17 protein-coding genes and 1 pseudogene are annotated in these 18,682 nt (G+C 73.6%); 15 read left to right on the top strand and 3 right to left on the bottom strand.

Annotated features, from left to right (window positions below; genetic code table 11):
* Positions 1-116: 116 nt before the first annotated feature.
* Genes alaC through KIT14_13475 form a run of 8 tightly spaced genes read left to right on the top strand, consistent with a single transcriptional unit; the run spans position 117 to position 8,772 of the window.
* Positions 117-1,313, top strand: a complete 1,197-nt coding sequence (alaC, locus tag KIT14_13440; GenBank protein ID MCW5891537.1) for an alanine transaminase — start codon at positions 117-119, stop codon at positions 1,311-1,313.
* 13 nt (positions 1,314-1,326) lie between these two features.
* The gene (locus KIT14_13445; protein ID MCW5891538.1) at positions 1,327-2,640 is read left to right on the top strand and encodes a homoserine dehydrogenase; all 1,314 of its coding nucleotides are present in this window, start codon (positions 1,327-1,329) and stop codon (positions 2,638-2,640) included.
* Positions 2,637-3,713: a threonine synthase gene (locus KIT14_13450; GenBank protein ID MCW5891539.1), complete on the top strand. Its 1,077-nt coding sequence runs from the start codon at positions 2,637-2,639 to the stop codon at positions 3,711-3,713. The genes KIT14_13445 and KIT14_13450 overlap by 4 nt, the downstream gene beginning before the upstream one ends.
* A gap of 17 nt (positions 3,714-3,730) precedes the next feature.
* Positions 3,731-4,948 (top strand): cofactor-independent phosphoglycerate mutase, encoded by a 1,218-nt coding sequence (locus KIT14_13455; GenBank protein ID MCW5891540.1) that lies wholly within the window; start codon positions 3,731-3,733, stop codon positions 4,946-4,948.
* 9 nt (positions 4,949-4,957) lie between these two features.
* Positions 4,958-5,911 (top strand): class II fructose-bisphosphatase, encoded by a 954-nt coding sequence (gene glpX / locus KIT14_13460; GenBank protein ID MCW5891541.1) that lies wholly within the window; start codon positions 4,958-4,960, stop codon positions 5,909-5,911.
* Between the two features lie 28 nt (positions 5,912-5,939).
* Positions 5,940-6,725 (top strand): enoyl-CoA hydratase/isomerase family protein, encoded by a 786-nt coding sequence (locus KIT14_13465; GenBank protein ID MCW5891542.1) that lies wholly within the window; start codon positions 5,940-5,942, stop codon positions 6,723-6,725.
* On the top strand, positions 6,710-8,368 hold the full coding sequence (locus KIT14_13470; protein ID MCW5891543.1) for a methylmalonyl-CoA mutase family protein: 1,659 nt from the start codon (positions 6,710-6,712) through the stop codon (positions 8,366-8,368). The genes KIT14_13465 and KIT14_13470 overlap by 16 nt, the downstream gene beginning before the upstream one ends.
* Positions 8,359-8,772: a cobalamin B12-binding domain-containing protein gene (locus tag KIT14_13475; GenBank protein ID MCW5891544.1), complete on the top strand. Its 414-nt coding sequence runs from the start codon at positions 8,359-8,361 to the stop codon at positions 8,770-8,772. The genes KIT14_13470 and KIT14_13475 overlap by 10 nt, the downstream gene beginning before the upstream one ends.
* 28 nt (positions 8,773-8,800) lie before the next feature.
* On the opposite strand, the gene KIT14_13480 is transcribed toward KIT14_13475, so the two are convergent.
* On the bottom strand, positions 8,801-10,660 hold the full coding sequence (locus KIT14_13480) for a hypothetical protein (protein MCW5891545.1): 1,860 nt from the start codon (positions 10,658-10,660) through the stop codon (positions 8,801-8,803).
* Positions 10,661-10,691: 31 nt separating this feature from the next.
* The gene (locus KIT14_13485; GenBank protein ID MCW5891546.1) at positions 10,692-12,368 is read right to left on the bottom strand and encodes a glycosyltransferase family 39 protein; all 1,677 of its coding nucleotides are present in this window, start codon (positions 12,366-12,368) and stop codon (positions 10,692-10,694) included.
* 109 nt (positions 12,369-12,477) lie between these two features.
* On the opposite strand from KIT14_13485, the gene KIT14_13490 reads away from it, so the two are divergent.
* Together KIT14_13490 and KIT14_13495 are read left to right on the top strand one after the other, a co-directional pair.
* Positions 12,478-13,158 carry a response regulator transcription factor gene (locus KIT14_13490; protein MCW5891547.1) on the top strand — a complete coding sequence of 227 codons (681 nt, stop codon included), beginning with the start codon at positions 12,478-12,480 and terminating at the stop codon, positions 13,156-13,158.
* Between the two features lie 298 nt (positions 13,159-13,456).
* Positions 13,457-13,689, top strand: a pseudogene (locus KIT14_13495) (sensor histidine kinase).
* A gap of 14 nt (positions 13,690-13,703) precedes the next feature.
* On the opposite strand, the gene KIT14_13500 reads toward KIT14_13495, so the two are convergent.
* Positions 13,704-14,549, bottom strand: coding sequence for a DMT family transporter (locus KIT14_13500; protein MCW5891548.1), 846 nt, complete (start codon positions 14,547-14,549; stop codon positions 13,704-13,706).
* Positions 14,550-14,701: 152 nt separating this feature from the next.
* On the opposite strand from KIT14_13500, the gene KIT14_13505 reads away from it, so the two are divergent.
* The 5 genes from KIT14_13505 to lipA all read left to right on the top strand — a co-directional run bounded on the left by KIT14_13505 (position 14,702) and on the right by lipA (position 18,612).
* A complete protein-coding gene (locus KIT14_13505) occupies positions 14,702-15,121 on the top strand; it encodes a VOC family protein (protein ID MCW5891549.1) in 420 nt (139 codons plus the stop codon).
* A gap of 41 nt (positions 15,122-15,162) precedes the next feature.
* Complete coding sequence (locus tag KIT14_13510) at positions 15,163-16,341, top strand: FAD-dependent monooxygenase (protein MCW5891550.1); 1,179 nt, start codon at positions 15,163-15,165, stop codon at positions 16,339-16,341.
* Positions 16,342-16,379: 38 nt separating this feature from the next.
* Positions 16,380-17,021: a ribonuclease HII gene (locus tag KIT14_13515; GenBank protein MCW5891551.1), complete on the top strand. Its 642-nt coding sequence runs from the start codon at positions 16,380-16,382 to the stop codon at positions 17,019-17,021.
* A 65-nt stretch (positions 17,022-17,086) separates the two neighbouring features.
* Positions 17,087-17,749 (top strand): lipoyl(octanoyl) transferase LipB, encoded by a 663-nt coding sequence (gene lipB, locus KIT14_13520; GenBank protein MCW5891552.1) that lies wholly within the window; start codon positions 17,087-17,089, stop codon positions 17,747-17,749.
* Entirely contained in the window at positions 17,746-18,612 is an 867-nt protein-coding gene (gene lipA / locus KIT14_13525; protein ID MCW5891553.1) for a lipoyl synthase, read from the top strand. Before lipB ends, lipA begins: the two co-directional genes overlap by 4 nt.
* Positions 18,613-18,682: the final 70 nt, after the last annotated feature.

Here is an 18,682-nt window from a genome sequence, read left to right on the forward strand (position 1 = left end):
CCGCGTGGTTTGACCGTCCCAGGGTCATCCCCTAGAACCCACATGACCCGTCCCGGGGACGGCGTTTCGCGGAGTGGAGTGGTCGGGACGGAGGGGGTACGCCGGTGGCGGTACGCATGGACTTCCCACGCATCAAACGACTCCCGCCCTACGTCTTCAACGTCATCGGCGATCTCAAGCAGGCCGCCCGGCGCGCCGGCGAGGACGTGATCGACCTGTCGATGGGGAATCCGGACGGGCCGACGCCGCCGCACATCGTCCAGAGCCTCGTCGAGTCGGCGCAGAAGCCGCCGAACCACCGCTATTCCGTGTCGCGCGGCATCTTCAAGCTGCGGGTCGCGATCTGCGACTGGTATCGGCGGCGCTACGGCGTCGAGCTCGATCCCGACCGCGAGGCGATCGTCACCATCGGCTCGAAGGAGGGCATCGGGCACCTGGCGCTCGCCATGCTCGGCCCCGGCGACGTCGTCTTCGTGCCGAGCCCGACCTACCCGATCCACCAGTACTCGGTGATCATCGCGGGCGGCGACCTGCGCTCGATCCCGCTGCTGCCGGGCACCGACTTCATGGCCTCGCTGCAGGAGGCGGTGCGCACGACGTGGCCGAAGCCGAAGCTCCTCATCCTGAACTTCCCGGCCAACCCGACCACTGCCGTCGTCGACCTCGACTTCTTCCGCGGCATCGTCGACTTCGCGCGCGAGCACGAGTGCCTCGTCGTCCACGACCTCGCCTACGCCGACCTCTGCTTCGACGGCTACCAGGCGCCGTCGTTCATGCAGGTGCCGGGCGCGCGCGAGGTGGGCGTCGAGTTCTTCACGCTCTCGAAGAGCTACAATATGCCGGGCTGGCGCATCGGCTTCGCCGTCGGCCATCCCGAGATCATCGCGGCGCTCGCCCGCATCAAGAGCTACCTCGACTACGGCACGTTCCAGCCGCTGCAGATCGCGGCGACGCACGCGCTGAACGGCCCGCAGCACTACGTCGAGGAGATCTGCGAGGTCTACCGCAAACGGCGCGACGTGCTCTGCGAGGGACTCCAGCGCGTCGGCTGGGACGTTCCCAAGCCGAAGGCGACGATGTTCGTCTGGGCCCGCATCCCGGAGGGGTTCCGGGCCATGGGCTCGCTCGAGTTCGCGAAGTTCCTCCTGCGGGAAGCGAAGGTCGCGGTGTCGCCCGGCATCGGCTTCGGCGACTACGGCGACGAGTACGTGCGTCTCGCCCTGATCGAGAACGAGCATCGCACGCGGCAGGCGGTGCGCGGGATCAAGCGGGCGCTCTCGCTCGGCAGCGGTGCGGTGGCCCAGGTCGGCTGAGCGGAGGCGACAGATGGCACGACCGCTTCGGGTCGGGCTGATCGGCTTCGGCACGATCGGCGCCGGCGTCGTCAAGGTACTGCGCGCACATCGCCAGGAGATCGCGGCCCGCGCCGGGCGGCCCATCGAGCTCGTGCGCATCGCCGATCTCGACGTGAAGACCGACCGCGGCGTGCGGCTCCGGAAGGGCGTGCTCTCGGCCGACGCCGCGGGCCTCCTCGCCGACCCCACGCTCGACGTCGTCGTCGAGCTGATCGGCGGCTACGAGCCGGCGCGGAGGTTCGTGCTCGAGGCGATCCGGCGCGGCAAGGACGTGGTCACCGCCAACAAGGCGCTGCTGGCGGTGCACGGCGAGGAGATCGTGGCCGCGGCGGAGACGGCCGGGGTGTCGCTCGGCTTCGAGGCCAGCGTCGGCGGCGGCATCCCCATCCTGCGTACGCTGAAGGAGGGGCTCGCGGGCGACCGCACGACGGCCGTCCACGGCATCGTCAACGGCACCTGCAACCACATCCTCACGACCATGACGCGCGAGGGCCGCGGCTTCGACGACGTCCTGCGCGAGGCGCAGGCGATGGGCCTCGCCGAGGCCAACCCCGCCACCGACATCGACGGCATCGATTCCGCCCACAAGCTGGCGCTGCTGACGACGCTGGCGTTCGGCGTGCGCCCGCGCTCCGCCGACATCCCGACCGAGGGCATCCGCCACGTCGACGCCGTCGACATCGCCTTCGCCAGGGAGCTCGGCTACACCATCAAGCTCCTCGCCATCGCCAAGGACCACGGCGACCGCATCGAGGCACGGGTCCACCCGACGATGATCCCGAACGGCCATCTCCTGGCCGACGTCGGCGGCAACTTCAACGCGCTCTTCGTCCACGGCGCCGCGCTCGGCCCGACGATGTACTACGGTCAGGGCGCCGGCTCGTTGCCGACGGCCACCGCGGTGGTCGCCGACCTCATGGCCGTGGCCCGCGACCGCGCCGTCGGCGCGGCGGTGCGGGTGCCGCCCTGGGGCATGCCGCAGAAGGCGCTGCGCGCCGCCCGGGTGCTGCCGCTCGCCGCCCTCGAGAGCGAGTACTACCTTCGGGTCATGGCCCTCGATCGCCCGGGCGTCCTCGGACGCGTTGCTGGAGTCCTGGGGCGATTCGATATTAGTATCGCCGCCGTGATCCAGCGGGAGCGGCGCGCGGGGACGACCGTGCCGGTCGTCATCCGGACGCACCGGGCGAAGGAGCGCAACCTCGCGCGGGCGCTCGGCCGGATCGGGCGGATGGCGGACGTGCGCGGGCGGCCGGTGTCGATCCGCATCGAGGAGCAGCTGGGATGAGCGCGCGCGGCGGCTGGGGCGGTCTCATCGCGCACTACCGGAAGCACCTGCCGATCCAGCCGCAGGACCGGGTGGTGACGCTGAACGAGGGCAACACGCCGCTCGTGCGCGCCGATCGCCTCGCCGCCGCCATCGCCCCGGGCATCGAGCTGTGGCTCAAGTGCGAGGGGCAGAACCCGACCGGCTCGTTCAAGGACCGCGGCATGACGGTCGCCGTCACCCGCGCTCTCGCCGAAGGCGCCGAGGCGATCATCTGCGCCTCGACCGGGAACACGTCGGCCTCCGCCGCGGCATACGCGGCCCGCGCCGGCATCCGCGCCTACGTCGTCGTGCCGCACGGCAAGATCGCCCTGGGGAAGCTCTCGCAGGCGGTCATGCACGGCGCCCGCGTGGTGCAGATCGAAGGCAACTTCGATCACGCCCTCAGCATGGTCCGCGACGTGAAGGAGCGCTATCCGACCCGGCTCGCGCTGGTGAACTCGGTCAACCCGGACCGCATCCAGGGCCAGAAGACGGCCGCGTTCGAGATATGCGACGCCCTCGGCCGCGCACCCGACTATCACCTGTTACCGGTGGGCAACGCGGGCAACATCACGGCGTACTGGAAGGGCTACGGCGAGTATCACGCCGCCGGCACGATCCCGGCGCGGCCGAAGATGTTCGGCTTCGAGGCCGCGGGCGCTGCGCCGCTGGTGCACGGGCGGGTGGTGCCCGAGCCGCGCACGATCGCGACCGCGATCCGCATCGGCAATCCCGCCAGCTGGGACGGCGCCATCGCCGCGCGCGACGAGTCCGGCGGTGCCATCGAGGCGGTCGAGGACGAGGACATCCTGTCCGCCTACCGTCTCCTGGCGCGCACCGAGGGCGTGTTCGCGGAGCCGGCCTCGGCGATCAGCGTCGCGGGCGCGCTGCGCCTCGGCACCCGCGGCCAGCTGCGCCCCGGCGACGTGGTCGTCTGCACCCTGACGGGCCACGGCCTGAAGGACCCGGACACCGCCATCGCCAACTCGGAGCCGGCGCTGTCGATCCCCGCGGATCTGTCGCGCCTCGCGGCCGTGCTGGAGCTCGACTAGGTGCGGAGGCGGTGGGGATGACGATGAAGTGCGTGGTGGTGCAGGGCGATGGCATGGGCGACGAGCCCATCGCCGACCTCGGCGGCAAGACCCCGCTCGAGGTCGCCAGGACGCCGCACCTCGACCGCATCGCGAGCCGCGGCATCCTCGGCCTCACGCGTACGATCCCGCGCGGTGTCGCCCCCGAGGGCGAGGCGGGCACGCTCGCGGTCCTCGGCTACGACCCGGCCCGTCACCGCGTCGGGCTGGCTCCGCTCGAGGCCGTGAGCCTCGGCGTCGAGCTCGGACGCGAGGACGTCGCGTTCCGCCTGAACCTGGTCACGGTCGGGACGAACGACGAGGGCGTCGAGGTGATGCGCGATTACGCCGGCGGCCATCCGCCGACGCCCGAGGCACATCTCCTGGTCGCCGACCTCGCCGAGGCCATCGGCGGCGACGGCATCGAGGTGTATCCGGGCGTCGGCTACCGCCACCTCCTCGTGTGGCGGGGCGGCGAGGCCGGCATGCGCACGCTGCCGCCGCATCCGCTCGCCGACAAGCCGATCGCCGCGGCGCTGCCGAGCGGGCCCGGCGCCGAGCGCCTGCACGGCCTGATGCGCCGCGCGGCCGACCTGTTCGCGGGCCATCCGGTGTGCACGGCGCGCCGGGCGCGGGGAGAAGGGGCGCCGACCGGCATCTGGCTCTGGGGCCACGGGACCCGGCCCGTCCTGCCGCCCCTGCGGACGCGCTTCGGGGTGCAGGGGAGCGTCGTCGCCGCCGTGGATCTCGTGCGCGGCCTCGGCATGCTGGCCGGGCTGCGCGTGGTCGACGTGCCCGGCGCGACCGGCTACCTCGACACCAACTATCGCGGTAAGGCGGAGCATGCCCTGGCGGCGCTCGACGACCGCGACTTCGTGTTCGTGCACGTGGGCGCCCCCGACGAAGGCGGTCACCTCGGCGACGCCGCGCAGAAGGTCGCCGCCATCGAGCGCATCGACGAGGACGTCGTCGCGCCGCTGCTCGAGGGGCTGCGGGCCCGCGGCGGCGACTGGCGGCTGCTCGTCACCACCGACCATCCGACGCCGTGCGCGCTGCGCGTCCACACCGCCGAGCCGGTGCCCTTCGCCGTCGCCCATGCGCGCGACGACGAGCGCGGACGCAGCGTGAAGCGCGCGTTCCACGAGCGCGACGCGCGCGAGCTCGGCATCTTCCTGCCCGAGGGCCACGGCCTGCTCGAGCGCCTGCTGCGTCCCTAGGAGTCCGCGATGGAGCGCAACCTGGCGATGGACGTCGTGCGCGTGACCGAAGCGGCGGCGCTCGCTTCGGCGCGCCTCATGGGACGCGGCGACGACGTCGCCGCGGACACCGCCGCGGTCGAGGCCATGCGCAAGGCCTTCGACGCGATCGCCATCGACGGCACCGTCGTCATCGGCGAGGGGCCGGAGGACGCCATCCCGATGCTCTACGTCGGCGAGCACGTCGGCACCGGACAGGGTCCGGCCGCCGACGTGGCGCTCGACGCCATCGAGGGCGCGACCATCTGCGCCACCGGCGCGTACAACGCCGTCTCGGCGATCGCGATCGCCGACTCGGGCTCGCTGCTGCGCGTGCCCGACACCTACATGGACAAGATCGCCTGCGGCCCGGAGGGCAAGGGCGTCGTCGACCTCGACAAGACGCCGACGCAGAACCTCCAGGCGCTCGCCGACGCGAAGGGCGTCTACGTCGAGGACGTCACGGTCGTGATCCTCGACCGGCCGCGCCACGCGAAGCTGATCGAAGAGGTGCGCCGTGCCGGGGCGCGCATCAAGCTGATCAGCGACGGCGACGTCTCCGCGGCGCTCGCCACCACCAAGCCCGAGGCGGGCATCGACATCATGATGGGCGTCGGGCGCGCGCCGCAGGGTATCGTCGCCGCCGCGGCCCTGCGCTGCCTGAACGGCGAGATGCAGGCGCGCATCAAGCCGCGCAACGAGTTCGAGGCCGGACAGTGCCGCGCGCTCGGGCTCTTCGATCTCCAGCGCAAGTACTCGCTCGAGCATCTGGCGTCGGGCTCGGTGATGTTCGCCGCCACCGGCGTCACCCCGGGCGACTACCTCGCCGGCGTGCGCTACGTGAAGGGCGGGGCGGTCACGAACTCGGTCGTGATGCGCTCCGGCACCGGCACGGTGCGCATGATCCAGGCCCATCACCGCTTCGACCGCGAGCCGGTGTACTGAGCGCGCGCGTCGCGCGCCGGAGGACCGCATGGCCGACTTCGAGACCCTCGATCTCTCCACCGCCGACGGCGTCGCGACCCTTCGCCTGAATCGCCCGAAGGCGCTCAACGCCCTCGACGCGGCGACGCTGAGGGAGCTGGGTGTCGCGCTCGACGCGCTGGCCGGCGATGCGGCGGTGCGGGCCGTCGTCGTCACGGGCGCGGGCGACAAGGCGTTCTGCGCGGGCGCGGACATCCAGGCGATGGCCGCGATGTCGGGCGAGGAGGGCCACGCCTACGCGCGGCTCGGACATGCGGTGATGGGGCGGCTCGACGAGCTCGAGCTCCCGGTCGTGGCGGCGGTGAACGGCGTCGCGCTCGGCGGCGGCTGCGAGCTGGCGCTCGCCTGCGACCTCGTCGTCGCCGGCGAGCGGGCCCGGCTGGGGTTGCCGGAGATCACGCTCGGGCTCATCCCGGGCTTCGGCGGCACCCAGCGGCTGGTCGAGCGGATCGGCTTGGCACGGGCGCGGGAGCTGATCTATCTCGGCGGCATGGTCCGTGCCGAGGAGGCCCTGCGTCTCGGGCTCGTCAATCGCATGGTTCCCGACGATCGGCTCACCGAGGAGACCCAGGGCCTCGCCCGCGAGCTGGCGTCGCGGGCGCCGGTCGCCATGCGCCAGGCGAAGCGCGCCACCCGCGCCGCGGCCGAGGCGTTGCGCGCGCCGGGGCTACGCTACGAGGTCGAGGCGTTCGGGGTCACGTTCGCCAGCGCCGACCGCGTCGAGGGGCTGCGCGCCTTCCTCGAGAAGCGCAGGCCGGGATGGACGGGCCAGTGAGCACGCGCCCGACCGACAAGCGGCCGTTCCTCGCCGGGGACTACGGCGGGACGCCGGAGCGCGACGTCCGCTTCTCCACCGTTTCCGACATGGTGGTCGACCCGCTCTACGGGCCCGACGACCTCGGCGCCGACGCCGACGAGCGCATCGGCGTCCCCGGCGCCTACCCGTACACGCGCGGCGTCTACCCGAGCATGTACCGCGGCAAGGTGTGGACGATGCGCCAGTTCGCCGGCTTCGGCACCGCCGAGGACACCAACGCGCGCTTCCACTTCCTGCTCCGCCAGGGGCAGACCGGGCTGTCGACCGCCTTCGATATGCCGACCCTCATGGGCTACGACGCCGACCACGCGCGCGCCCGCGGCGAGGTCGGCCGTGAGGGCGTCGCCGTCTCCACGCTCGACGACATGCGCCGCCTGTTCGCGGGCATCGACGTGTCGCAGGTGACGACGTCCATGACCGTCAACTGCTCGGCGTCGGTGCTGCTGGCGATGTACCTCGCCGTCGCGCGCGAGCAGGGCGTGCCGTGGACGAAGGTCGGCGGCACGATCCAGAACGACATGCTGAAGGAGTTCATCGCGCAGAAGGAGTGGATCTCCCCGCCCGAGCCGTCGATGCGGATCGTGGTCGACATGATCGAGTTCTGCGCCAGGGAGGTGCCGCGCTGGCACGCCGTCTCGATCAGCGGCTACCATATCCGCGAGGCGGGATCCACGGCGGTGCAGGAGCTCGCCTTCACCCTCGCCGACGGCCTCGCCTACGTGCAGGCGGCGGTCGAGCGCGGCATCCCGGTCGACAGCTTCGCGCCGCGGCTGTCGTTCTTCTTCAACCTGCACAACGACTTCCTGGAAGAGATCGCGAAGCTGCGCGCCGCCCGCCGCATGTGGGCATCGTACATGCGCGACCGCTTCGGAGCTGCGGACCCACGCTCCATGATGCTGCGCACGCACGCGCAGACCGCCGGGGCGTCGCTCACCGCACAGCAACCGCTCAACAACGTCGTGCGGGTCGCGATCCAGGCCCTCGCGGGCGTGCTGGGCGGCGTCCAATCGCTGCACACGAACTCGCTCGACGAGACCTTGGCGTTGCCGAGCGAGCAGGCGGTGATGGTCGCGCTGCGTACGCAGCAGATCATCGCCGAGGAGAGCGGCGTCGCCAACGTCGTCGATCCGCTCGGCGGCAGCTGGGCCATCGAGGCGCTGACCGACCGCATGGAGGCGGAGGCGCGCGCCTACATCGATCGCATCGACGCCATGGGCGGCATGATCCGCGCCATCGACCAGGGCTATCCGCAGAAGGAGCTGGCCGACGCCGCGTGGGTGTACCAGCAGCAGCTCGACCAGGGCGTGAAGACGGTCGTCGGCATGAACCGCTACCAGATGCCCGAGGAGCGCCCCCCGGACCTCCTGCGCGTGCCCCTCGCGGTCGAGACCCAGCAGGCCGACCGCGTGCGGCGTTGGAAGCGCGAGCGTGAGCAGTCGCGGGCGCGCGAGGCCCTCGCCCGCGTGCGGGCGGCGGCGCAGGACGGGACGAACCTCATGCCGCCGTTGATCACGGCGGTGGAGGCGGGCTGCACGGTCGGCGAGATCTCCGACGTCTATCGCGAGGTCTTCGGCGAGTATCGCGACCCGGCGTGGCTGTGAGCACGCGTCCGCTGCGCATCCTGCTGGCGAAGCCGGGACTCGACGGCCACGACCGCGGCGTCAAGATCATCGCCCGCGCGCTGCGCGACGCCGGCTTCGAGGTGATCTACACCGGCCTCCACCAGACGCCGGAGATGATCGCCGAGGCGGCGGTGCAGGAGGACGTCGATCTCGTCGGCCTCTCGATCCTCTCGGGCGCCCATCTGACGCTCTTCCCGGCGGTGATCGACGAGCTGCGCGCGCGCGGCGGCGCCGACATCCCGATGTTCGGCGGCGGCATCATCCCCGACGAGGATCGGCCCACGCTGCGCGCCGCGGGCGTGGCCGAGATCTTCACGCCCGGCGCGAGCACCCACGACATCGTCGCCTGGATCCACGCGAACGTCCGGCCGCGCGCACTCTAGGCGTGCGGCGCGGCCGGCATCCGCGGCGTCAGTCGAGGAACGCGCCGCTCGGCGAGCCCGCGCAGGCGATCGGCTGGACGCCGGGATAGTCGGCGACGAGGGTGCCCTCGTCGACGTGGTCGACGACGCCGGCCGGGTTCGTCATCGCCTGGTGGACGTAGTCGCGGACCACGACGCCCCCCGCGGCGAGCGTGGTGAAGAGGCTGTTCGTGCGCAGCATGGTGTGGATGGACGCGGTCCGCGCCGGGAAGAAGAAGTGCAGCCCGGGCAGGCCGCGGTTCGTGCAGTAGTCGGCGCGCACGGCGTTCACGAACGCGGCGGTGCTGGGGAAGAACGTCGTGCTCACCTGCGTCGCGTCGACCTGGTTCGAGAGGTTGAGCACGCGCTGCCAGGGCGTCGCGAGCAGGCGCGGCGCGCTCGCCGCCTGGCCGATCGGGCCGACGGCGCAGTCGCCCGAGAGGCAGTAGGGCGGCTGGAACGGCCGCGTGCCCCAGCCGCCCGGGTTGGTGGTTCCGGTGATGACGCTGCCGAGCGTCTTCACGCTGAGCGCCGTGCCGTTGTCGAGGCCGAGGCCCGAGTCGGGAGCGGCGGTGGTGTTCACCCAGCGGAGGTCGTCGAGCGGGTAGTGGTAGTTGTAGTTGACGCCGAAGCCGCCCGCCGACTCGCCCGAGAAGAACACGTGCAGGCGGTCCGGGTGCCAGCCGGCGGGGTCGCTGCGCTCGAGCTCGGTCCACAGCACGTCGCGCAGGTAGCGCATCGCGGCGCGCACGTTGACGGCGCCGAAGCGGTGCACCGTCAGGCTCGGCGAGAAGACGCTCGAGAGCCCGCCGCCGATGTGCACGTCCTGCGTGCAGTACGGCATGAAGAGCATGGTCCAGTCGTGGAACGGGTTGATCGCCGCATCCGTCGACAGATAGCCGTCGTTCGGCTGCTCGTTGTCGGTCGCCAGCCAGAGGGAGTTCGGGATCCCCGCGCAGTCGCTCTCGCCGAGGCAGACGCCGCCGCCCTCCATGTCGGTGGCGACGTTGGTCGGATCCGCGCCCTCGGGCGCCAGCCGCAGCCAGAAGGCGTAGGGCGCACCCTTGCCGCAGCGCGTCCCCCACACCGCCTCGTCGAGCGTGATCTGGACCCACTCGCCGCGCGCGGGCAGCGGGATGCTCGGACGCGGACCGCAGTCGAGGTCGAGCGGACCGGGGTCCCCGTGGGCCGTGGCGGTGAGACAGCGTGCCTGCGCGCCGGTGCGGGCGAGGTACACGGCGCCGTCGAGGCCGATCGCGTCCGGGAGCGCGGCGGGCGCGCAGCGCTTGGCGATCGCGGCGAGCGCCTTGCCTTCGAGCGTGGCGACCTTGGCGGCGGTCTTGGCGACGTTGCAGGCGCCGCGGCGTGCCTTCCGGATGCAGGCACGTTGCGCATCGTAGGCGGCGAGGAGGAACGTGCTGGCCTGCCTGTAGGCGGTGTCGAGGCAGCGACGCAGCGTCGGGTCGGCGGCGCCGAGCACGGCGCCCTGCGGGCCGCCGAAGGTGCGCGCCGCGAGCGTCGCGGGCTCGCCGAGGCAGGCCTCGCGCGTGCGCGCGACCACGGCCGCGGGGTCGACGAGGGCGCCGTAGCCGGCGCCCCGGGCGCTCGCGGCGTCGGGGCAGCCCTTCAGGATCTTCTTCCCGAGCTTTGCGAGCGCGCGGGCGACGCCGGCGTCGCCGGGGAGGCAGGCGTCGCCCGTGCCGAGGTAGCAGGCACGTGTGCGGGCGGCGACCTTCTTGGTGCAGGCCGTCGCCGCCGCGGCGACGGCGGCCTCGCAGCGTTGGGCCGCCGAGGCGCCGTAGGCATCGGGGACGTGGGCGGGAAGCGCAAGGAGCGCGGCGAGGGCGATGGCGCGACGGCCGGAGAGCATGTGCGGCGGTACCGCGCGCCGCGCGTGACCGTCAAGGGATCCCGTGCGGCGGAGCGGGAGCGGAAGGCGCCGTGCGGGCGGGGTCCTCGGCGGCGGTGACGACCGTGACGCGGTCGAGCCGCAGGTTGTCGCCGGGACCGGTCCCCGTGTGGGTGAGCGACGGGCGCAGGCAGGCCTCACGCCGGCGGGCGTCGAAAGCCGCGGTGCGCACGACCCAGTCCGTGCCGCCCGGCTGATCGCAGCGCAGCTCGCACGCCGGCACCGGTCGCGTGAGGTACCAGCGCAGATCCTCGGGTAGGGGGCCGAGCGCACACAGGCGGCCGTCGGGGCCGACGCGACGCTCGACCGCCCGCGCGAACTCGCGCGGGGTGAGGGCCGTCGCCAGCGGCAACGTCCCGAGGAAGACCGTCCCCACCGTCAACAGGAGCCCGGAGCCGACGAGGCCGGCGCCGCGCGCCGCGGCGGTGCGTCCGCCGATCCCGAGGAGGAGGACCAGGGCGAGCGCGAGCCCGGTCACGGGAATCCGCCACGGGGAGGTGGCGATCACCGAGAACGCAGGGCCGAGCAGCTCGCGGTCGCTGCATACGATCCGCGTCGCCAGCTCGGCGAGCCCGGCCTGCACCGCCGGAAGGCTGAGCGCGAGGGCGGCGAGGCCGACGAAAGCGGCGCTCGCCGCGGCGACGCGCCGGGCGCGGACCGTCGCCGGTCGCGCGCACCAGGCGACGAGCGCAGGCCCGGCGAGGAGCGCGAGCGGCGGGTAGGCCGGCAGGAGATAGACCGAGCGCTTGCCGGCGGCGAGCGAGAAGAAGACGAGGATCACGCCCGCCCACGCGAGGCACAAGCGGTCGATCGCCGTGCGCCGCCGCCAGGCCTTCCGGAGGCCGACGGCCACCGCCGGCGTCCAGGGGAGCAGTCCGCCGGCCAGCAGCGGCGGGTAGTAGAGCGGGCCGTGGCGGTGCGGGACGTCGCCCACGCCGAGGAACCGCTCGATGTTCTCGCCGAGGAGCTGCGTGCGCAGGACGGCGGCGCCGCCGTGCTCGGTCGCGAGCAGGTACCAGCAGGCCGGCGGCAACAGCACGCAGGCCGCGGCCACCGGATCGAGCAGCCGGCGCAGGCGGCCGCGGTCGCGGCTCCACAGCGCGTCGACGCCGACGATCGCGAGCGGCAGGACGATGCCGATCGGCCCCTTGGCCAGCGTCGCCAGGGCCGCCGCCAGCGCTCCGATGCGCAGCCAGCGACGGTCGTCGCGGGTGACGCCGAGCCACAGCCCCAGCGTCGCCAGCGACAGGAAGGCGGTGAGCGTCATGTCGACGCGCGACTGGGTGGCGGCCCGGAACCACTCGAAGCTGGTCGCGAGGGCGAGGGCAGCGAAGACGCCGGCGGCCGTCCCGTACGCGGTGCCGCCGATGCCGGCCGTCGCGCCGACCACCAGGGCACCGAGCACGACGCTCGGCAGACGCACCGCCAGCTCGGCCGGCTGGACGCCCGCACGGAGCGCCGCCGCCGCGAGCCAGTGATAGAGCGGCGGCTTCTTCGAGGTGGCGTCGCCGGCGCGCTCCGGGATGAGGAGCCCCCGTCCCTCCACCATCGCCCGCGCCGCGTTGGCCTCCCGCGGCTCGGCCCGGGTGTAGAACGGGAGGCTGCCGGCCACGAGCAACCCTACGAGGGCGGCGGCGACCGCGGCGGGCAGAGCGAGACGGCGAGACATTCGCCCATCTACCATGCCGGGCCCCCCATGAATCCGAGGTGAACCCGACGCCTGCGCGGGCGGCCGGTGGCCTGGCGTCGTAGCTCCGGAGGGCTATCCTCCGGTACCGATGCGCCTGCTCGTGGTCGAGGACGACCCCGCCATCGCCCGCGCACTGCGCCAGGGGCTGGCCACCCACGGGTACGCGGTCGACGTCACCGACCGCGCCGGCGAGGCTGCGAGCCTGTGCCGGGAGCATCGCTACGACTGCCTCATCCTCGACCTCGGCCTCCCCGACGCCGACGGGGTCCTCCTCCTGCGCGATCTCCGCGAGCGCGGCGACGCCGTCCCCGTCCTGGTGCTCACGGCGCGCGGCGGGCTCGCCGACCGGGTCGCCGGGCTCGACGCGGGCGCCGACGACTACCTCGCGAAGCCGTTCGCGTTCGCCGAGGTGGTGGCCCGGGTGCGGGCGCTGCTGCGCCGCGGGACGACGGTGCTGGCGACGATCCTGCGCGTCGGCGACCTCGAGGTCGACCCGGCCCGCTTCAGCGTGCGGCGGGGGGGCCGTGCGATCTCGCTCACGGCCAAGGAGTTCGCCATTCTCGAGTACCTCGCGCGCCACGCCGGCGAGCTGGTGACGCGCAGCCAGCTCCTCGACGAGTGCTGGGACCGCAACTACGATGGCCTATCGAACCTCGTCGACGTCTACGTGAGCCGCGTGCGGCGCAAGCTCGACGCCGAGGGCCGCTCGCCGCTCGTCCACACCGTGCGCGGCGCCGGCTTCGTGCTGGCGAGCGAGCCGCCGTGCTGACGTGGCGCCTCGTCCCACGCAGCCTGCGGCTGCGGCTCACGCTCGGCTTCGGGGCGCTCGCCTGTGTGATCGTCGTGGCTGCGGCGGTGATGATCGACCTTCAGATGCGGACGGCGATGTGGTGGCGCTCGCGCGCGGCGATCGGCCCGAGGGCTGGCGCAACGGCCTCCTCGACGGGCTCGAGCAGGCGGAGCGTCTCGGGCGTCTGTCCGAGGATATCCTCGCTCTCAGCGCCGTCGAGGCGGGCGCGCTCGATGCCGAGCGGGCGCCGCTGCGGCTCGACGAGCTGGTCGCCGTGATGGACGACGGCCCAGGAATCGACCCGGCCGATCGGGCGCGCGTCTTCGAGCGCTTTGCGCGTGGGCGCGAGGCGGAACGGAGGGCGCCGGGCTCGGCCTCGCGCTGTCGCGCGAGATCGCCGAGCGGCACGGCGGGCGGATCGAGATCGAGAGCGACCGGCGGCGCGGCACGCGCGCGGTGCTGACCTTGCCGCTCGCCGCGCCGGTGGCCGTGGCCCGCGCCGCCGGCTGAGCGCCGGCGAGCCGTCAGGCGGCCGCCGCTGCGCGGCTGTCGGCGCGGACGTGCCACCCCGTGGCGGCGATGAGGAGCGCGCCGCCCGCGAGCGCCAGGGGACCGGGCTGCTCGCCGAGCACGAGCCAGACCCACAGCGGGTTCAGCGCCGGCTCCAGCAGGAGCAGTAACGACACCTCGAACGCCGGCAGATGACGGAGGGCGTGCGCGAGGCAGACGTACGCCAGGCCGACCTGCACGACGCCGAGGTAGAGCAGCACCGCGACGTCACCCGCCGCCGGCACGGCGAGCGGCAGCGCGGCCGGTAGGGTGACGAGCGCCGCGAAGAGGTTGCCGGCGACCAGCACCGCGCCGGGGAGCGCGCCCGCCGCCGCGCGCCGCAGCCCGATCAGCGTGAGCGCCCAGGTGAGCCCGGACGCCGCCGCCAGGAGGTCGCCGCGTCGGGGCGCCGGGGCGCTCGCCGCCGGCAGGCTCGGGTCGGCGACGATGGTGACGAGCCCGAGCAGCATGACGGCGAGGAAGAGGAGGTCGCGACGCCGCAGCGGCTCGCCGAGCAGCCAGGGCGCCAACGCGGCCACCCACAGCGGCGCGGTCGACTGGAGGAAGATCGCGTTGGCCGCCGTCGTCAGCTTGGTCGAGAGGCCGAAGAGCGTGAGCGTGGCGGCGTAGGGGAGCGCGGCGACGACGGTCTCCCGGCGCCAGCCGCGGCGGGCACCGGGTAGCAGGAGCAGCAACGCCGCGGCCGCGAGGAGCGAGCGCAGGCAGACCACCACCGCGCCGTCTAGCGCCGTCGCCTTGATGGCTACGCCGCCGGTCGAGAACAGGACGGCGGCGAGGAGCAGCGCGACGAGCGGCGACATGCGGGTCCCCGCTGTTACCTGCCGGCGCCCGTCGGCTCCAGCGTCGCACGCGACGCTGCACGATGTCCGGCCGCGGCGGCGGAGCGGACGCCGCCCGCGGTCCGGCGGCGGCGCACGTTGTGTCGGGGCCGTCGCACAGGCAGAGGGCCGACATGGAGATCAACGGCATCGCGCACGTCTTCCTCACGGTCAGCGACTTCCCGGCCTGCCAGAAGTTCTACCGCGCGCTGCTGCCGCAGCTCGGCATGCGGCCCGTCATCGACGCGGAGGTGATGCTGTACTGCGTCGGCGGCCGCACCGCGCTCGGCATCCAGCCGGCGGCGGACGAGTTCGCCGCGGCGCGCTTCGACCAGCGCCGGCCGGGGCTCCATCACCTCTGCTTCCGAGCCCGCGAGCGCGCCGACGTCGACGCCGTGTACGCGCTCGTGCGCGATCTCGGTGCCACCATCGTGCATCCGCCCGAGGACGGCGCCTGGGCGCCGGGTTATTACTCGCTGCTCTTCGAGGACCCGGTCGGGACGCGGCTGGAGATCAATCACGTGCCGGGCAAGGGCCTGCTCGCCGACGGCTGACCCTGGCAGGCGGACGGCGGCTGGGCTACAGAGCCGCGAGGGTGGAGCGGCGATCGGTCATCATCGTCGGATCGGGACCGGCGGGCGCGGCAACGGCGCTGCGCCTCGCCCGGCGCGATCCTGCGCTCGCCGCCGACGCCGTCCTGCTCGAGAAGCAGCACCATCCCCGCGACAAGATCTGCGCCGGCGGCGTCATTCCGAAGAGCGATCGCGTGCTCGCCGAGCTGGGGCTCGTGGCCGACGTACCGTCGGTGCGTGTCGACCGTGCCGGCGTGATCGTGCCGTCGGCCCGGGTGGCGGTCGACGAGCCCGGCCTCTGCCGCGTCGTGCGCCGCCGCGAGTTCGACGCACGCCTCGCCTGGGCGGCGCGCGACCGCGGCGTCGCGCTGCACGAGGACACACGGGTGGTCGCGATCGCACGCGACGGCGACGGCATCCGCGTCGACACCAGCCGCCGCACGTACTGGGCGCCGATCGTCGTCGGCGCCGACGGTAGCGGCAGCCTGGTACGGCGTGCGCTCGTCCCGGGGCCGAGTGGTGTCGTGGGCCGCGCCGTCATGTGCGACGTTCCGCTGCGCGACACGTGCTGGGACGGCTTCGCCGCCGGCCGCTACGAGTTCGACTTCGCGCCCTGCACCGCCGGGCTGCGCGGGTACCGCTGGTCGTTTCCCTGCCTCATCGGCGGCGAGCCGCACGTGAACGCGGGAGCCTACGCGCTGCCGCCGATCACGGGCGTGCGGCTGCGGGCGGAGCTCGACGCCGAGCTGGCGCGGATCGGCGCGCGCAGCGACGCGTGGCAGGCGTTCCCGATCCGCACCTGGGCGCCGGGCACCGCCGTCGCCGCCCCGCGTGCGCTCCTCGTCGGCGACGCCGCGGGCTGCGATCCGCTCATGGGCGAGGGCATCTCGTTCGCGCTCGAGTACGGCGTCCTCGCCGCCGACGCGATCGTGCGCGCGCGGGCGGAGGGACGGTTCGACTTCGCCGACTATGCGCGCGCCGTCGCGGGCGGCGCGATGGGACGCAAGCTGCGGCTCCTCGACCGCGCCGCGCGCTGGTTCTACGGGCCGCGGGCGCGCTTCTGGTTCGGCGTCGCGCGCGCGAGCCGGCGGGCGCAGCGCGTCGGGCTCGCCTGGTACAACGGCGTCGACGGCTTCGACGAGCGCGGCGTGCTCGGTCTCGTGGCCGGCCTGCTGCGGCCGCCGCGCGCGGAGGCGGCGTGAGGGCGCCGGCGCGCAAGCGCGGACGGGCCGCCGTGCCGATGGCGGCGCCCCATCTGGAGCGCCTCCTGTGGCGGATCGGCGTGCGCCACGTCGCCGGCGTCGACGAGGTCGGCATGGGACCCCTCGCCGGGCCGGTCGTCGCCGCCGCGGTCGTGCTGCCGCCGGAGTGCGAGATCGTCGGCGTCGCCGACTCGAAGACGGTTCCCGCGCCGGAGCGCGAGCGCCTCGCGGTGGAGATCCGGCGTCGCGCGCTCGCCGTCGGGGTCGCCGTGGTCGAGGTCGCCGACATCGATCGCATCAACATCTATCGTGCCGGGCTCGAGGCCTGCCGGCGCGCCGTCGCCGCGCTCGCGCCGATCGAGCCGGGCTACGTGCTGGTCGACGGGCGCGAGATCCCGTCGCTGGCGATGCCGCAGAGCGCGTATCCGAAGGGCGACGCGTTCGTCACCTCGATCGCGGCGGCGTCGATCGTCGCCAAGGTGCATCGCGACGCGCTCATGCGGGCGCTCGACGCCGACTATCCCGAGTACGGCTTCGCGCGGCACATGGGCTACGCGACGCGCGCGCATCTCGCGGCGCTGCGGCGCCTGGGGCCGTCGCCGGTCCATCGTCGCTCGTTCGCGCCGGTGAGCGCGGCGCTCGGTCTCGAGCCGAACGGGCAGGCCCTGCTGATGCGGTGAGACGCGTGCGTCCCGGGGGCGCCGGCGCTTGCGGCGGAGGGCCGCGCGGTCAAGATGGAAGCGCGATGGAGCTGATGGTGGCCACCCCGGGGCGCGTGCCGTACGCGGCGGCGCTCGCCTGGCAGGAGCGGCTGGTGGCCGAGCGCCTGGCCGGTGGCGACGACGTCCTGCTGCTCCTGGAGCATCCGCCCGTGTACACCCTCGGTCGCGGCGCCGATGCGCGTTTCCTCGGTGCCGCTGCCGCGGCGGACACGCCGGTCGTGCGCGTCGGACGGGGCGGACAGGTGACCTACCACGGTCCGGGGCAGCTGGTCGGCTATCCGATCCTCGCGCTGCGCCGGCACCGGCTCGACGTGCACTGGTACGTACGCACGCTCGAGCAGGTGCTGATCGACGCGCTCGCGGATTTCGGCATCGCGGCGGCGCGCCGCCCCGGGCTCACCGGCGTCTGGGTCGAGGATCGCAAGATCGGCTCGATCGGCGTCGCCTTGCGCCGCTGGGTGACGTGGCACGGCTTCGCGCTGAACGTCGGTCCGGACCTCGGCGGCTTCGTCTCGATCGTGCCCTGCGGCATCACGGGCGTACGGATGACGTCGGTCGCGGCGGAGGGCGGGCCGGCAGAGATCGACGCGGTGCTGCCGCGCGTGCGGGCGCGGTTCGTGGCCGCGTTCGGCTACGCGGGCTGGCAGGAGCTCCCGGCCTCCGCGGAGCAGGCGGTGTCCGCATGAGCGCCGGGCCGGGCGTCGTGCGGCGCCATCCGCCGTGGTTGAAGGTGCGCGTCCCCGGCGGCCCCGGCTACGCCGAGACGCTGGCGACGGTCCGCGAGCTCGGCCTGCATACCGTATGCGAGGAGGCGCGCTGCCCGAACATCGGCGAGTGCTGGGGACATCGCACCGCCACGTTCATGCTGCTCGGCGACACCTGCACGCGGAACTGCTCGTTCTGCGCCGTCGCCCACGGCAAGCCGCTCACCGTCGATCCCCTGGAGCCGGGGCGGGTGGGGGCGGCGGTGGCCCGGCTCGGGCTCGCCCACGTGGTGGTGACCTCGGTCAACCGCGACGATCTGCCCGACGGCGGCGCCGAGCACTTCGCGGCGACGGTCCGCGCCATCCGGGCGCAGGCGCCGCAGACCCGCGTCGAGGTGCTCGTGCCGGACTTCCAGGGCATCACAGGCGCCGTCGAGACCGTGGCCGTGTCGCCGGTCCATGTGCTCAATCACAACCTCGAGACCGTGCCGCGGCTCTACCGCCGGGTTCGTCCGGGCGCGCGCTATGCGCGCTCGCTCGATCTCCTCGCCCGCGCCCGTGGCGTACGCGCCGATCTCCTCACGAAGGCCGGGCTGATGCTCGGGCTCGGCGAGGAGCGCGAGGAATTGACCAGCGTTTTTCGCGATCTGCGCGCGGCGGGCTGCGACGTCCTGACCCTGGGCCAGTATCTGCGGCCGACGGCCGCGCACCACGAGGTGGTGCGCTACGTCCCGCCGGACGAGTTCGACGAGCTGCGCGAGGCGGCGCTGGGCCTGGGCTTCCGGCACGTCGAGGCGGGACCGCTGGTGCGCAGCTCGTACCACGCATGGACGCACGTTCCGTGAAAAATCCGGCAAAAATGCGGAATTTGTAGGTCTCCAACATTGCACGGTCGCGTCTTTTCCCGTACCGTTC

Source organism: bacterium (genome assembly GCA_026129405.1).
Lineage (GTDB): Bacteria > Desulfobacterota > Binatia > DP-6 > DP-6 > JAHCID01.

Coding starts and splice junctions, on each gene's coding strand:
- lipB (MCW5891552.1), top strand. CDS start 17,087: ATGGAGCTGATGGTGGCCACCCCGGGGCGCGTGCCGTACGCGGCGGCG.
- KIT14_13480 (MCW5891545.1), bottom strand. CDS start 10,660: ATGCTCTCCGGCCGTCGCGCCATCGCCCTCGCCGCGCTCCTTGCGCTT.
- KIT14_13490 (MCW5891547.1), top strand. CDS start 12,478: ATGCGCCTGCTCGTGGTCGAGGACGACCCCGCCATCGCCCGCGCACTG.
- KIT14_13470 (MCW5891543.1), top strand. CDS start 6,710: ATGGACGGGCCAGTGAGCACGCGCCCGACCGACAAGCGGCCGTTCCTC.
- KIT14_13455 (MCW5891540.1), top strand. CDS start 3,731: ATGACGATGAAGTGCGTGGTGGTGCAGGGCGATGGCATGGGCGACGAG.
- KIT14_13500 (MCW5891548.1), bottom strand. CDS start 14,549: ATGTCGCCGCTCGTCGCGCTGCTCCTCGCCGCCGTCCTGTTCTCGACC.
- alaC (MCW5891537.1), top strand. CDS start 117: ATGGACTTCCCACGCATCAAACGACTCCCGCCCTACGTCTTCAACGTC.
- KIT14_13450 (MCW5891539.1), top strand. CDS start 2,637: ATGAGCGCGCGCGGCGGCTGGGGCGGTCTCATCGCGCACTACCGGAAG.
- lipA (MCW5891553.1), top strand. CDS start 17,746: ATGAGCGCCGGGCCGGGCGTCGTGCGGCGCCATCCGCCGTGGTTGAAG.
- KIT14_13445 (MCW5891538.1), top strand. CDS start 1,327: ATGGCACGACCGCTTCGGGTCGGGCTGATCGGCTTCGGCACGATCGGC.
- KIT14_13485 (MCW5891546.1), bottom strand. CDS start 12,368: ATGTCTCGCCGTCTCGCTCTGCCCGCCGCGGTCGCCGCCGCCCTCGTA.
- KIT14_13515 (MCW5891551.1), top strand. CDS start 16,380: ATGGCGGCGCCCCATCTGGAGCGCCTCCTGTGGCGGATCGGCGTGCGC.
- KIT14_13505 (MCW5891549.1), top strand. CDS start 14,702: ATGGAGATCAACGGCATCGCGCACGTCTTCCTCACGGTCAGCGACTTC.
- glpX (MCW5891541.1), top strand. CDS start 4,958: ATGGAGCGCAACCTGGCGATGGACGTCGTGCGCGTGACCGAAGCGGCG.
- KIT14_13465 (MCW5891542.1), top strand. CDS start 5,940: ATGGCCGACTTCGAGACCCTCGATCTCTCCACCGCCGACGGCGTCGCG.